The following is a 15,423-nucleotide window of genomic DNA, read 5'->3' as shown; positions in this document are numbered from 1 at the left end:
CTTTACTATGTCTGCTCCGCCCGCAATCCGAAATTGCTGCTTTCACGTAGCTATTCGTTATAGGCAACATGTGTTGGCGGATGCCGGCTTGTGCTTACGCATTGTCATTAATATCATTATTTTTACGCTCAATAAATAAGAAGCATCGGGGAAAATGGAGATCAAACCGGACTCAAATCATAATAAATTAATGGGGGATCTGTCGGAAGAGCTGCAATCTGAAATTTCGCGCCAGGAAAGTGAAGCCAATTTGCAGTTTGCACTCGGTGCCGCGCAGCTGGGCGTCTGGAATATGAACCCGGAAACGGGCATAGTTTATTTCGATGAAAGATGCAGGGAACTTTACGGAAACCCGGAGGAAGAAATATTGAATTTCGAGACGCTGGTGCTGCACATTCACTTTGAAGACCGGGAAAAAGTAATCACTGCCATCCGGAATGCGCTCGACCCGGACAAGCGGTCGCCCTATGACGTTCGTTACAGAACGGTAGGTGCGACGGATAATACTTTGCGCTGGCTGCAGTGCATCGGAAAGGCATATTTTACCGGTGAAGGGATCCCCTATCGGTTTTCAGGCGTTTCGCGCAATGTTACCGACGAAGTATCCAGCCGGGAAAGGGTTGCATGGGCCGATCAGCAGGCTGCAATGACGATCGAAGGTTCCGGTGCAGGATCGTTTTTGGTTAACCTGGCAACGGATGAGATTATTTATTCCCCAACCATGTCACGCATTATCACGGGCCGGGAAAACAGTGCCTATTCACGTGATGTGTTCATCAGGCATGTACACCCGGAGGATGCCGATACCCGGCTGAATGCTTATAAAAATGCCTCCACAACCGGCCAGCTGCGTTATGAAGCTCGTTTCGTATGGCATGACAATTCTGTCCATTGGATAAGGGTGATCGGTCAGTATCTTTTCGACAGCACGGGGAAAGCCGTTTCGCTTTCGGGCGTGGTAATGGACATTACAGACCGTATTGAGGCTGAAAATATCATCAGGACCAGCGAGGAACATTTGCGGACATTGATTGAGCAGGCGCCTGTGGCGACTTCGATATTCGTGGGTAAGGAAATGATTATTGAGCTGCCAAATGAGGCCATGTTGAAGATCTGGGGAAAAGGCAAAGGCGTGATAGGCAAGCCATTACATGAAGCGCTTCCTGAACTTCAGGGCCAGCCGTTCCTGCAAATACTTAGCAATATTTTTGAAACAGGAATCCCGTATGCTGCGTCGGGCAGTTGCGCCGATCTGTTGATCGACGGCGTTTTGGAAACATTTTATTTCGACTTTACATATAAGCCGCTCCGCAATTCGAAAGGCGAAATTTACGCGATACTCGATATGGCCGTAGACGTTACTGAGCAAGTGAAGTCGCGCCAGGCTTTAGAGCAAAGTGAGGAGCGTTATCGTCAGCTGGTCAATGAATTGGAACAAAGAGTGCAGCAGCGTACCGAAGAACTGCATCAGGCCAATCAGGAGCTGTTAAACTCAAACAGTAACTTGCAGCAGTTTGCCTATGCGGCAAGCCACGACATGCAGGAGCCTCTACGTAAAATCCTGTCGTTCAGCTCGCGTTTGCAGACGGTTTATGGAAATTCATTCGATGAAAACGGCATTTTTATGCTGAACAGGATTCAGGATGCTTCCAAAAGAATGTCGAGTATGATCGATGACCTGCTGGCATATTCCAGGCTGACGACGCGTGACAGCGCTTTTGAGCCTGTTGATCTGGGTAAGGTTGTTTCATCCGTGATCGCCGACCTTGAATTCTCCATTGAAGAACAAAAATCTGACATTCAGGTTAGCCACCTGCCTACGGTCTGGGGCAATGCTTCCCAGCTGACGCAACTCGTGCAAAATCTGCTGAGTAACGCAATCAAATACAGAAAGCAGGATGTCCCTTCGGTCATTGAAATCCACGCCAGGGAATTGGATGCAACTGAAATCATGGATCTGCCCCGTCTGCTTTCAGATCATTCCTACATTCGTTTTGAAGTGCGGGATAACGGGATCGGCTTTGACGAGCGATATCTCGACCGGATCTTTCAAATGTTCCAGCGCTTGCACGGACGGGGAGAATTTTCCGGCTCAGGAATTGGCCTTGCGTTATGTAAAAAGGTTGTTCAAAACCATCACGGTTACATTACGGCAAAAAGCGAACCGGAAATTGGGTCCACATTTATCGTATATCTGCCGGTTCCCAACTAATATCTGCCGGTTCCCAACTAACATTTGAGATTCCGTCTTATTTCCGCCAGACATCCTGATATTCTTCGGGATGTTTTTTGAATTGTACATGCACATATTCGCACAAGGGAACGACTTGCAGGTTTTGTTTGCGCGCATAGCCGACCATTTCGTCCAGCATTGATTTCGCCAGTCCTTTTCCGGACATATTTTCGTCGACTTCGGTGTGGTAAACCGTCACAGCGGTGTCGCTGACGCCAATCACCATTTCGCCCACCTGTTTGCCATCTTCCTCGATAAAAAATGCGCCTCTCTTGCGTTCATCGAGCCTCAATTTTATTTCACTCATATATATATCTGATATACCAAAAAATTAACCATTACGACCGATAAATAATTGTTCCCGGCGTTGCCCGACAAATTGAGCCATATTCAAGTAAAAACCAAAAACATACCAAACAAACACCACTATGCTCTCCAAGATCCTTTTTCCAGCCCTTTTTCTGACGGGGGTTTATTTTCTGTTCAAAAGCATTGGCCGGATTGCGCAGGTTTATGCGGGGCCGAAAATTGAATTTCCGGGAAAAACTGCATCCCATACCATTAAAATAGATCAAGCCGGTGATTATGAGATTGCCTATAAACGTGCGGCATTGACTGGCGTCATTCCCACAAACTGCACTTTTAAATTGATTAAGGATGCCGACCAGCAGGAATTGCAGGTTACGAGTGCAGTTAATATGCTGGGAATGCGGAAAGATTTTTCCGGAAATCGCGTCGTTCCCATTGCAGTATTTACCATTACACAGCCGGGCGCCTACACATTCCGTACGATTGAATCTATCAGTTTTAAAGAAGGTGATAAATTGCTTGTAACAGCAAAAACTGGCTCAAAAGGATTTCTCGCCATACTAACGATCATGGTCTCCGCCTTTGCCACCATTGCCGGACTCGTCCTCAGTATTCTGTCCTGGATAAACAAGTTACAGCTAAACGCCTTCGGTGACCTTTTTCATTTTAGCAAGACCGGTTTTTGCTACGAGCAATGCGTCCTGTGCGTAATATTCTTTATTGAAAACCTCAAACGAAAGGATAACCGGTCGGTCGGGATTTTTAAGTGATTTCAGAAGGTCTTTTAGTGGCGCTACGCCGTCGCCTGCATACACGCGGTCCGCATCCGTGATCGTTTCCCGCGGGGGCGTTGCCGGGTAATCATTAATGTGAAAAATTTCTACCAAAGGTTTGCCAACATCTTTCACGGCGTCCATTCCCGAGCCGCCTTTATGCAAATGGTAAACGTCCATCAGCAAACGCGCAGACGGATGTCCCGACTCTACTGCCACATATAATATCTCTCCTACCCGGCTTAGGTTTTTTGAAAAACCCCAAAGTTCCAGGTGCGGCACGACGCCCGTTTTATCCCCTAATTCCAGGATGGTCCGGTAACGTTCTGCCACTTTGGCTAGGTCCAGTGAATCGCCGGTGGTTGCGCCCATTGGCGGCGCCGCAATGCGCGGACAACCGATTTGCGCGAGCTGGTCCATTTCGACTTTAAGCTGTTCAATCGCCTTGGAACGCGCCGATTCGTCATTCACGATCCAGGTGGCAAAACCAATGGCATCCTCCACTTTAATACCCAGATCATCGATAATTTTCTTCGCTTCTTTCAATGACCCACCTTCTTTGAGATAGTCCTGCAAAGTGTTAATCCAAATTTCCACTGATCCAAAACCTGCTTTCGCGGCCACTTCCAGCTCCTTCCTGAAACCCAGTTTATGGCCACGTAATGTGCTCATATTAAGGGAATAAATAAAAGGCTGTGCTTTGGCGGGTGCCGCATTTACTGGTAAAGCGCTCGCTCCTGAAACGGCAAGCATGGAAGATAGGGCGGTTCTGCGGTTCATTCAATTAAGAGCTGATTGTAGACTGGTTTCTTGGTAAAGGTGTTTTTTGGACTTATTTACCGCAACTCGGTTTGAATTGATCGGCAAAATCGCCCTGATTCAGTATTTCATCATTAGTGTAAGCAACTTACGGTCGAGCTTGTGGCCGTGCCAGTCTTCATAGGCAACATCGTCGCGGCGGGAATCGAGGACGCCGAAGTCACCTGCAAATTCCCAAAGTGAGAAGCCGATTCCGTTGGAAGTTAAAATGTCGAGCACATCGCCAAACCAGGCCAGGAAAACGGCATGCGGCGTTTTGTTCCAGCATCCGCATTCGCCGCAATGCACCCCTACGCCTTTGCCTACCATATCGATCCAGGGTTTGTAGAAGCTTTCCAGCATGGCGCGGCTCAAATATTTGTCTCCTACTTGTCCGGGCCATTTGGGTTGCGGCACATTGGCCGTGTCCTTCATTGCCCACGGCGCTTTATAATGTGAGATCGCACCGGGATGATAACCGCGGCAGCTTTGCGCAATGTCCAGATCGGCAATTTCAGGAATGACTGAACTGCCGACATCATTGCCATCGGCGATGATCAGGTGCATGGGATTTTCCTTGCGGATCGCTTCGGAAGCTGCTATGGCGAGTTTTCGGTAAACCGCGCCCGGCACGGACGATCTTTTGGAATGTTGATCGTTCATATCCTCGCGCATGCTGGGCTCGTTCAGCAGGTCAAAGCTGATCTTCTTATTAGAAACGCCTTTATAGCGGTTCGCCCACATGTTCCAGTGAAAGCAGAATGTATCCAGCGCTTGCTGATCCGTCCAGAGATTATAAGGTTCATTGAAACCAGCATTGACGCAATATCCAGGCGCGCGGTGCAGGTTCAAGCTTACGTGCATATTGTATTTGTGGGCCGTAGTGACGAGCTTATCAATGCGGTCAACAGCCTGCTGGTCAATTTGATAGACTTCTTCCGGTGTGATGTTGCGGCTTCTGTCGAACTTCACATATGCAGGATAAGCCATCGGAATTCTGACAAAGTCAAAACCCCAATCGCTCATCCATTTGAATTGTTCTTCGGTAGTTGGCTTCCGGCTGGAAGTTGGATCAGGAGAAAAGAAGTCGAGCAAATTAAAGCCTTTCCATTTCGGGAGCTTGTTTTTTGCATTTTGATTTTTGAATGAAAAGCCCGTCGAAACGGCTGCGCCTGCTGCTACAACCGCGCCTGTATTTTTGATAAAAGTCCTGCGATGCATGATGAAACATATCACATTATAAATAAAAATTACGCGCCTAATGCCTTCCTGGCATATTCCACGCATTTGGCTGTTTCCTTCACAGCATCTGAGCCAGCCGGGATCTCATATTCCAGCTCTATGGTTGCCGGGAATTTGTATTTTCTGGCGCGCATCAGTTCCAATGCAGCTGTGATCGGTGTATCGCCCTGGCCCCAAACCACATTAGCGCCGCCATTTTCCTTATTTTTTCTGTCCTTCACGTGCATGCTTACAATGTGGTCATGCTTGGTTTCGATCAGGGGGATCGGGTCGAAACCTGCGGCTACATAATGTCCCATGTCAAAGTTCAACGCATTGTATTTCGACTGGTTCAACGCAGTGTCCCACCAGGTTGGCGTTTGCTGCGTGTGGCCGTGGTAACCTACGTAAACTTTGTTTTTGGCAGCGATGTCGCCCAACCTCTTTGTTTGTGCAGGATCATTCGGCTGTTCAATGGTAGCCTGGTTTGCTCCCAATGCTTTGGCCGCACGGAATGCATAATCCACTTCCTGATCCGTATTTTTCTCCCCTAATGCCGATGGTTTGAATGCATAAATGCTTACGCCTGCGTCATTGTACATTTTGCGAAGCTGGACAAATTTATCCATAGGAACTTTGGCGCGCCATTCGGCCATTTTTACCAAATGTTCGGCTTGTGCAGCTTTTTGTTCGTCTGTTAGTTCGGGACGCTTGCCGCCGGTCCAGGGTGGCATTTTTGGTCCTTCGGGCGCACCAGCGAACAATTCGCCCGTCGGGCCCATGAGCTCGATGGCACTAACATTGGCTTCAATGCAATATTTGAGAATATCCGCGGCACTGCCCGGCATACTCCGCCATGAATACGTAATCGCGCCTACCTGCACGCCATTGAAAAGTGAGTTGGGCTTGCCTAAGTTTTTGATATAAGCCGGAAAGCTGAAGCCGGAAACCGGCAAAAGGCTTACGCCAGCAGTCACAAGCGCGGATGCGCTCAAAAACTGACGTCTTGAAATTTCGTGTTCTGCCATGATTAGTAAAGGTTAATGATCCGGTTGTTAGTAATATCTGCCTACGTATTTATTCTCAACGACAATTTTCTTCATCTTATGCGGGTCAATCGGGCCCTGCTGCGCGTAAACGATCTTTCCGCCCGGTTCTACCAGGATTGTGTAAGGCAAAGCGCCCTGCCATTTCGGATCAATTGCTTCAATCATTTTATACTTATCTTCCATATTAAAAATATAATTCTTATTTGAAGCAAATTTCCCTTGCAGGAACTTCAAAGCCTTTTCCTTCTTATCGGGGTTATCGGCGCTGATGGATACGAATTCAAAGTCCCGCCCGCGATACATATGATGCATGGTCATAAAATCCGGGAATTCCGTGACGCAAGGCCCGCACCAGGTGGCCCATACATTGATCAGCCGCAGCTTATCCGATTTGTTACTGATCAGTTCCTTTAACCCCGCTTCATCAATATTTTCCAGCGTCACAGGCTCTTTCGCCCAGCCAGCCTTTTCTTTTTGAACGCCATCTTCTTTGGAGATCCATTTCATGGAGCAGCCGAATGTTTTGGTAGCAGGCACAGGAACCGGTTTGTTAGCGAGCAATGCTTCAATGGCATTTTTCGCATCCAAATTTTTGGGTGTGCCCGTCGGCTTTTCAACGTCGTCAATGCGACCGTGATATTGCAGTTTTCTGGCCTTATCAAAAACGAAAATATGCGGCGTAGCAACCGGGCCGTAAGCCAATGCAGTTTTCTGGTCGTCGCCGTCGAACAGATAGGGAAAGTTGTAAGCCATATCCTTCGCCCGCACTTTCATTTCTTCATAAGTGTCGCTCAAATCCGTGTAACCCAGCTCATCCAGGCGGATTGCTTTGGGATCATTCGAGGAAATCGCGATTAATGCAAATCCTTTTGACTTATAATCAGCAGTTAACTTTTTCAGACGGTCCTCATAAGCCTGTGCCGTGGGACAATGATTGCATGTGAACACAATGGCCAGAACCGGCGAAGCTGCGAAACTTTTCAGTGAATATTTCTTGCCGTCGACGCCTGTCAGGTTAAAATCCGGGGCCGCCGCGCCGATCTTTAATGTTTCAGGCTGCTCTGCCCGGGTAAATGGAATGGTGGAAATGAGAACAATAAGCGCAAATAGAATCCTGTAATATATCCGCATAACGATCTCTTGTTTGATTTGAGTTATAATTTAAATCAAAAGCAGATCTATTACAATAAATTACTGGTATCGTGCCATTTATTTGGGCAGTTCAACCTGCGCAGTGGTTCTCAGATAAGCCACCAGTTCAGTCACTTCCTTGTCCGATAATGCCTCTAAAAGCCCCGATGGCATCATGGAAACCGGCGTCACTTCGCGTGTTTGAATGTCCGATTTGTTTATCGCAACGGCATCCTGCCCGACAATGCGCAACGTCAGCTGCCGCTCGGTTTCCTTGGCAATGTTGCCCACGTAAGTGCGGCCGTCACGCGTGGTCACGACCACCATTTTGTAATCGTCCTGGATTTCTCCGCTAGGATCCAGGATGTTACCCAGCAAATAATCCAGATTGGCGCGGTTCGAGCCGGTAAGCTCGGGTCCGATAATGCCGCCTTCGCCGTAAAGCTTATGACAAGGCGCACAGGTTCTCTGGAAAATCATGCGTCCGTGGTTGCGGCTGGCTTCTGATACATTCTTGTCGGTTAACAAGCCTTTGTATTTCTTGTAAGCTTTCTCATCAAACGCGACGTGATCAATCGGCCCCCAAACTTCCACAAAACCACTTCCCACCACCCTTCTGAGCTGGCGCGCGACGTAAGTAGGAATGTCCTTTTTGGGGATCACATTTTTGGAAATAGCTTGGGTAAGCAGCCAGCCGGACTTTGGCCTGGAAGCCAATGTTTGAATGGCTTCGGCTTTTTCGGCTGCATTGAATTTTGGATACTGCTCAATCAGCAATTTGCCCATCGGTTCGCTGTCATAACCAGCCATGGCGCGGATCGCGTCCAATTTTAATTCGCTACTGGTCAACAATTTCGGCAATTCAGCAACCAGCTCGGGGCGCTGCCTGATGGCCAGTGCCTGCAATGCTTTGCGGCGTTGATCCACAGGCGCATTTACGTTTTTTAATGTTACCAAGAAGTTTTTTGCCGCTTCGGTATCGCCGAAATGCTGTGAGATTTCCAGGGCAAGTTTTGCTGCCGGTTCATTCGCTTTTTTTAATGTTGCGTAAACTGCTTTCCAGTTTGCAGGTGTCTTAATGTCCGTTCTGCCTTCCAGGCCGTCGCGCATGCCTTCCATCATCGCTACGGGATTGGCAGGCATTTTACCAATTGCCGCCACAACAGCTTCAATGGCATCCGCGTCCACAGTCCGCCGCGCAATAAACTGGGTTACCATTGGAATTTTGCTCTTCCCAGCCATTTCTAGGGCGTTTGCAGGATTGGATTTGACCAGAGGTTCAATGCCATACCAGATCATTTTGGGCAGGTTATGGTCCTCAGCGTCCGTCTGATGGGAAAGTAAATTTTCCGCAATGCCCCACCGCTGTGCCATATCCATGCGCTGCAATGCAGAGGCAAGATAAAGCCGCACAACCGGCGAAGGATCGTCTTTGGCCAGCTTCGTGAATATTGCAATCGCCTTTTGCGACGGTTTGTTGTTTTCACATAAAAATTGAATGCTCCAAGCTCTGACATAAGGGTCTTTATCTTCCAAAGCTTCCGATAATGCATTCGCATCTAAACCACTTGTCACTTGCAATGCCCACATCGCCCGAAGCCTGTAATCTGCGTTGGTATCCTTTGTATAAATGTCAGTCAGCTTTTTAAGCGCATCCTTAGACAGCTTTCCTTTCGCAGCCCTGTTTTGCAAAATGATCCTAGCCCGCCGCGCGTGCCATTCGCTCTTGCTGGTTTGCAGGTCTGCGAGTTGCAGGTCTGACATTTTACCCAGATCATCATAACGACCTTTCCAGTTCTCCGCATTCGAAACTTTTGGCATAATCCGGAAAATCCGGCCCGTTTCTGAATTTAAAACGTCCGACCCGCAAATGTCGGCATCGTGCCAGTCGAGCACGTACATGCCGCCTTCCGGCCCTATTTCCATGCTGAAACCGACCCATTGCGCATTGTTGGCCATCATAAAATCATCGCCATGCTTCCCGCTGAAACCGGAGCCTTTTGGCGTGAGAATGTCGGATAAAATGCCGTGTTCATGAATGTTAGCCATAAATATCTTCCCGCGTTCAGATTCCGGAAAAGCATCCGAGAGATAAACCCGCGCGCCGCCATGCGCGGAGCGGTGCGTGTGATCGGCAATGGTTTTAATATCATTATAAACGTAAGGATTGAAATGCTGCCCGCCCTGCCGATGGTAAATGCCGCCTGGAATGACGTGCCACAAATGCGGGATCACGCAAGCGGTCATCAGCAACTGCCCTTTCGCATCGTAATCAATGCCCCATGGATTGCTAAAACCATGCGCTACAACTTCAAAAATATTTTTTGTAGGATGATATCGCCAAACACCACCATTGATATCGACGCCATTTTCGACTTCGAAATTCTCCGGAAACGGGTCCTTATGCTTGTAAAGCTTGCCTTTGTCCTTGGGCTTGCCCACTTTGGAAGGCGTTGCAAAACCCTGCAATCCATATAACCAGCCATCGGGTCCCCAATGAAAACTGTTTAATGTTTCGTGCCGGTCACGGATGCCCCAGCCCGTTAAGCGCACTTCAATGTTGTCCATATCAGCCTTGTCGTCCCCATTTTTATCAGGCACAAAAAGTAAATTCGGAGGCGCACCTACGAATACGCCATCAAATCCCACTGCAATGGCAGACGGAAATGCAATGCCTTCCATGAACACCTTCCGGCTATCGGCAACGCCATCGCCATTCGTATCTTCGAGAATTAAGATCCTACTATCGCCCGCATTGGAAAACCCTTTTCCCCTTGACTCATAATCTTTATTTTCAGCGATCCACATTCTGCCCTTATCATCCCAGCAAAAAGCCATGGGCTGCGTCATCATCGGTTCCGAAGCATATGCATTCACCTGAAAACCATCTTTGATCGTCATTGCTGCAACTGCCTCTTGCGCGCTCAGGAATTTAGCTTCCCTACCCTCTTTTTGTGCGATTGCCCACAACGCGGCGGTGTTATAAGTGCCATTGTTTCCGATGAATTCACCAAACGTTTTATTCAATTCCACATCATTCAGCTCGCCGGTGTAAATGACGAGTTCGTGCTTAATGGTTTCTGTTTCGCCTTTTTTAATGTGCCAATCTGCTTTCCTGGCCCTTGCGGGACCGGCGCCCAGCTGCGGGTCTACGCGCCAGGTTTGCGGGTAACCTTTGTTTTCAGGATGATCCAAAATCGCAATGTGCGCGAGATTTTCGCGGCCTTCCACCTGCATGCCTATATCAACCCACATAGCAGCTTGTCCTTCGGCTTTTTCATTTTTTTGCCGGGCCGCATTCACGACTTCGCCCTTAATGCCTTCTTTCCAGGGCATTCTGACAAACAATCCGCCGTAATCGTATTTTCCAATGGTCACGTCAGTTTGTGCTTCTCCGTTCCATTCCAGATCAAGCAGATATTTTCCATCTTTAAAGCGCATGGACCAGTTTTGGGTTTCGGTCAAAACGGCCTTTCCAGTTGAATCCAGAAGGTTATAGACCGTTTGCCATTTCACTTCCGTTCCTTTTGCCTCAATCACTTTTGCAGAAACCCTTTTCCAATAGTCGCCGTCGGGATGATGAAAATAATCACGGCCATTCACCCGCGTGTAGCCCCAGTAAATGCCGGTTTGGTGCTTGTGATGACCGGGACTGTATTCGGTGAGCACGCCTTTGCCATCCGGCGCAATGATCGGGTGCAGATAAGGCCTGAAACCGGCTTTTACATTTTGTACTAAAATCGGCTTTTTATCTGTGCCGCTGAATATACTGATGGTCTCCGCCGCTTCGTTTTGAACGGCAGAAAGAGAATGTTCAGCAACCGAGTTTTTTTTGACTTCCTCAGTAGAATTTCTGAAATTATATCCGAAATTGAGGAGCAGGAAAATAAGGAAAAGCGGGGCTGACCTGACGATTTGCATGGGTTAGGGACCAGATTTTGGTAAATAAAAGGGCTTGGAATGACTGGAATAAGCACTGTTTCCTCCCAAAATACTCTTTATACTTTCCACAGGACTATTTTAAACGAGAAAGGTTTCGTTTCCCGATGACGCTGATCAAATCCATATTGCTGCTGATCATAATTATAATGATGGACCATCATGGGATCATTTATCGCGGTGTGAAACAGAAAAAGGACGCGGATTATCAGGGCCGGATTACAGACATTAACCCATTGATCCTTCAAAAAGGAAGGCTTGCTGGAAGCTGGCGGTTTATTAATTTTGAAAGAGGCGGAGACGCCCGAAAACAATATCGGGAACTTGCCAAAGTCGCCGGCAGCTCGGGCCAGGTCCTGATGTCCTTCTTTCCGGACAGCACTTTTACCCGCGTTCATAACAGTGGAGCATACGAATTTGGCCGCTATTCATATGATGAGCAGGAGCAATCGCTGCTGCTGACAGCCAACCGGAAAACGGAGGAGCTGAAAGTTGTTACGCAAACGTTGCCTTCCGGGAAGCAGCAGTTGATGGTCGAATTTTTACCCGGCGTCACGCTTTCGCTTGCCCAGTATGGCGAGCCGCTGGATAAATTCATGGAAGATCCGTTTTCGGTCCAGAACAATGCGTGGCGCGTCCGGCCTTCCGCGCCTGAAACCAAGGATCAGATCTTTGACAGGCTGATCAACTACATTGGCCATAACGCCTCCATTCTGAGGGCCGCCTATACCCGTGAGCAGGATTTTATTTCATGGGAATTCTCGAAAGGCATTATCAGAGTTTACAACGTCGGCATCGGCATAGTTCCCAAAAATGAAGTGCCACAGGTCTGGATTGATAGTTTCCATTCGCGGGAGGATGCTATGGAATGTTATGCATTGTTCGAAAATTATCTTCGGAAAGGTAAGCATGTTAAGCACAACTCTGGAAACTGGGTGAAAGATGACTACCAGATCTTGGCCGACATTCGCGAAGGCTTGCTCAGATGGCAAAAGACCGGCGTCCGCGAATAAACGGGCACAAAAAAAGAGGGAGAAAAAATCCCCCTCTTTAAACTATTCATTCTCAATAAAACCTTCTTAATAAGGCTGTTGCAATTACTTCGTGCTCTTCAATTGAAGACCTACGATAGCTGCTTTTTGTGATGCACTGTGATTGTTGGTGTCAACCGAATTTTTTGCCTTCTGTGGTGCTGGACTCTCCAAAACCGGAAGTGAAGCTGGGAGTGACTTTAATCCTGTAACCTTTACTTTTTCTTCAACTGTATATGCAGTATTATTAGCGTTGGCGTAAGTTGCGAAAGTCATGGCCATCAAGGCTGCTACTAACATGTTTCTTGTATTTTTCATCGATAATAGTGTTTACGTTTTTTGTTTTGTTTTTGTCTCTATTTCTTGTACAAATATACTACAATATTCTGAATACAAACGTTCAAGCAAACAATGAACAATACAATATTTGGTCTAATAGGACAATAACCCTCCATTCTAACCCCCAACAATCGGCTATAAATTTAGTATTATTTCAAGATTAGAAAATCAAATGTTACCCAATTTTGAATTTTGCTGCTTAACTTAATTTTGCTTGTGCGAGCCTTTGGTCAATCTTAGAACAATCCAATTTGAAAGACTATTATAATGTTTCGCCCTATTGCGGTAAAACCGAATTTAATTCCGAGTGTATTATATCAATAGCGATTTTTGCCAAATATTTGCTTCAAAATGCAGGAATGGGAGGAAAAAATTTTGAAAAAAATTTGAAATATTTTTAGGTGATTGATTATTCGGTCAGTTTTTCAGGTGTTTTTATAGACTTTGCGGGTCAATCAAGTAAGTTTGCAGCTATGAAAGTGTGTATTGCTGAAAAGCCAAGTGTTGCCAAAGACATTGCGGGAATCATCGGGGCCAATCAGCGCAAGGACGGTTATTATGAAGGGAATGGTTACCAGGTTACCTGGACGTTCGGGCACTTCTGTACATTAAAAGAGCCGCACGACTATACAGAACGCTGGAAATCATGGCGTTTGGAAGATCTGCCCATGATCCCGTCCAGTTTCGGAATCAAGCTGATTGATAATGCGGGCGCGATGAAACAGTTTGAGGTAATCGAAAGCCTGGTCAGTAAATGCGAGGAAGTGATCAACTGCGGGGATGCGGGCCAGGAAGGTGAGCTGATCCAGCGATGGGTTTTATTGAAAGCCAAATGCGCCGTTCCGGTAAAACGTCTCTGGATCTCTTCACTTACCGAACAAGCCATTCGCGAAGGTTTCGAAAAACTCAAAGACAGCGCACTTTACAACAACTTATATGCAGCCGGCAGCGCACGCGCCATTGGCGACTGGCTGCTGGGCATGAACGCGACGCGACTTTTTACCAAAAAATTCGGTCAAGGAAAAGTCGTCCTCAGCATTGGACGCGTGCAAACACCCACGCTCGCATTGATCGTGCAGCGCCAGAAGGAGATCAATGCATTTGTTTCGGAAGAATATTGGGAATTAAAAACCATTTACCGCGAAACGGAATTTACGGCAACCATTGACCGCATCAGGAATGAAGAAAAGGCAAACAAAGGCCTCGCCTATTTGCTGTTGCACGATTTTGAAATAACATCATTTGAAAAAAAGGAAGGAAAAGAAGGAAACCCAAGGCTCTTTGACCTGACTTCGCTGCAAGTGGAAGCCAATAAGAAGTTTGGTTACTCCGCGGAGGATACATTAAAACACATTCAAAATCTTTACGAAAAGAAATTTGTAACTTATCCCAGGGTTGACACCACCTATCTTTCCGAAGACCTGCACCCCAAAGTCGAGGGCATATTAAGACAACTTACTTACTATGCACAGCTTACTGCACCGCTTTTGGAAAAGCCCATTCCAAAATCGAAGACCGTTTTCGACGACAAAAAAGTAACGGATCACCACGCCATTATTCCGACAGGCGTTTTGCCCGGCAATATCAGCGCGGAAGAGAAACGCATCTATGACCTCATTGCCCGCCGTTTTATCGCTGTCTTTTATCCGGAATGTAAGGTCTCGAACACCACAGTTTTAGGAATGGTGGGAAAGGTTGAATTCAAGGCAACCGGAAAGCAAATCCTGGAACCGGGCTGGCGGGCTGTTTATGCCAATGATGCCAGCGCCAAAAAGGAAGCCGCGGAAGAAGAAAAGCTGATGCCCAATTTTGAAGTAGGCGAAAAAGGGCCGCACGAGCCACGCGTGCACCAGGGAAAAACGACGCCGCCGAAAGCTTATACGGAAGCAACGTTGTTAAGAGCCATGGAAACGGCCGGAAAGCAGGTTGAGGATGAAGAAATGCGCGAATTGCTGAAAGATAATGGCATAGGAAGGCCTTCAACACGCGCAAACATTATAGAAACGCTTTTTAAAAGGCGTTATATTGAAAAGAAAAAGAAGAACATTTTCGCCACCCAAACCGGGATGGACCTCATCGACACAATCCAGAACGAGCTGCTTAAAAGCGCCGAGCTGACGGGCAACTGGGAAAGAAAACTGCGGCTGATCGAGAAGGGCGATTATTCGATGGAAACATTCAAGCAAGAGCTGATCCAAATGGTCGTTGATTTGACGCATGAAGTGAAGAATAACCGCGGACGTGCCATCAGCATTGCGGAAGAAGCTCGGGTGGAAGTCGTTAAAGAAGAAAAGGAAAAGAAGCCGGCTAAACCCAGGGAGCCAAAAGAGGAAATCAACATTGAATTGCTTACCTGCCCGAAATGCAAACAGCAATTACTAAAAAAAGGAAAAACCGCTTACGGCTGTTCCAATTTCAGCGCATGCGGCTTTAAAATCCCGTTTGAATTTTTGGGCAAACAACTCACCGACAAACACGTTTTCGACCTGTTAAGTAAAGGGAAAACGGCCAAAATAAAGGGATTGCAGATTCCCGGCAATCCCGAAACCACCGACGCCAGACTTGTTATGAACGGTGATTTCAATTTCGAGGTCGGTTAA

General features: G+C 47.3%; 10 protein-coding genes. 3 read left to right on the top strand and 7 right to left on the bottom strand.

Going from position 1 to position 15,423, the window contains the following annotated elements; genetic code table 11:
- The first annotated feature begins 190 nt into the window (after positions 1-190).
- On the top strand, positions 191-2,212 hold the full coding sequence (locus L0659_RS12045; RefSeq protein WP_235126273.1) for an ATP-binding protein: 2,022 nt from the start codon (positions 191-193) through the stop codon (positions 2,210-2,212).
- Positions 2,213-2,249: 37 nt separating this feature from the next.
- Here L0659_RS12045 and L0659_RS12040 read toward each other — a convergent pair whose 3' ends face one another.
- The 6 genes from L0659_RS12040 to L0659_RS12015 form a co-directional block, all read right to left on the bottom strand.
- Complete coding sequence (locus L0659_RS12040; RefSeq protein WP_235126272.1) at positions 2,250-2,540, bottom strand: GNAT family N-acetyltransferase; 291 nt, start codon at positions 2,538-2,540, stop codon at positions 2,250-2,252.
- 640 nt (positions 2,541-3,180) lie between these two features.
- Positions 3,181-4,095, bottom strand: coding sequence for a sugar phosphate isomerase/epimerase (locus L0659_RS12035; RefSeq protein WP_235126271.1), 915 nt, complete (start codon positions 4,093-4,095; stop codon positions 3,181-3,183).
- Positions 4,096-4,194: 99 nt separating this feature from the next.
- A complete protein-coding gene (locus tag L0659_RS12030) occupies positions 4,195-5,334 on the bottom strand; it encodes a glycoside hydrolase family 5 protein (protein WP_235126270.1) in 1,140 nt (379 codons plus the stop codon).
- Positions 5,335-5,363: 29 nt separating this feature from the next.
- A complete protein-coding gene (locus tag L0659_RS12025) occupies positions 5,364-6,362 on the bottom strand; it encodes a sugar phosphate isomerase/epimerase (protein WP_235126269.1) in 999 nt (332 codons plus the stop codon).
- A 27-nt stretch (positions 6,363-6,389) separates the two neighbouring features.
- Entirely contained in the window at positions 6,390-7,514 is a 1,125-nt protein-coding gene (locus L0659_RS12020; RefSeq protein WP_235126268.1) for a redoxin domain-containing protein, read from the bottom strand.
- Between the two features lie 78 nt (positions 7,515-7,592).
- Positions 7,593-11,435, bottom strand: a complete 3,843-nt coding sequence (locus L0659_RS12015) for a PVC-type heme-binding CxxCH protein (RefSeq protein ID WP_235126266.1) — start codon at positions 11,433-11,435, stop codon at positions 7,593-7,595.
- 167 nt (positions 11,436-11,602) lie between these two features.
- Here L0659_RS12015 and L0659_RS12010 point away from each other — a divergent pair, with 167 nt between their 5' ends.
- Positions 11,603-12,466, top strand: a complete 864-nt coding sequence (locus L0659_RS12010; protein ID WP_235126264.1) for a hypothetical protein — start codon at positions 11,603-11,605, stop codon at positions 12,464-12,466.
- An 84-nt stretch (positions 12,467-12,550) separates the two neighbouring features.
- On the opposite strand, the gene L0659_RS12005 is transcribed toward L0659_RS12010, so the two are convergent.
- On the bottom strand, positions 12,551-12,802 hold the full coding sequence (locus L0659_RS12005) for a hypothetical protein (RefSeq protein ID WP_235126262.1): 252 nt from the start codon (positions 12,800-12,802) through the stop codon (positions 12,551-12,553).
- A 494-nt stretch (positions 12,803-13,296) separates the two neighbouring features.
- On the opposite strand from L0659_RS12005, the gene L0659_RS12000 reads away from it, so the two are divergent.
- Entirely contained in the window at positions 13,297-15,423 is a 2,127-nt protein-coding gene (locus L0659_RS12000; protein WP_235126260.1) for a type IA DNA topoisomerase, read from the top strand.

The sequence above is a fragment of the Dyadobacter sp. CY347 genome (assembly GCF_021502655.1).
GTDB lineage: Bacteria > Bacteroidota > Bacteroidia > Cytophagales > Spirosomataceae > Dyadobacter.
This window is presented reverse-complemented; position numbering and strand designations above follow the sequence as displayed.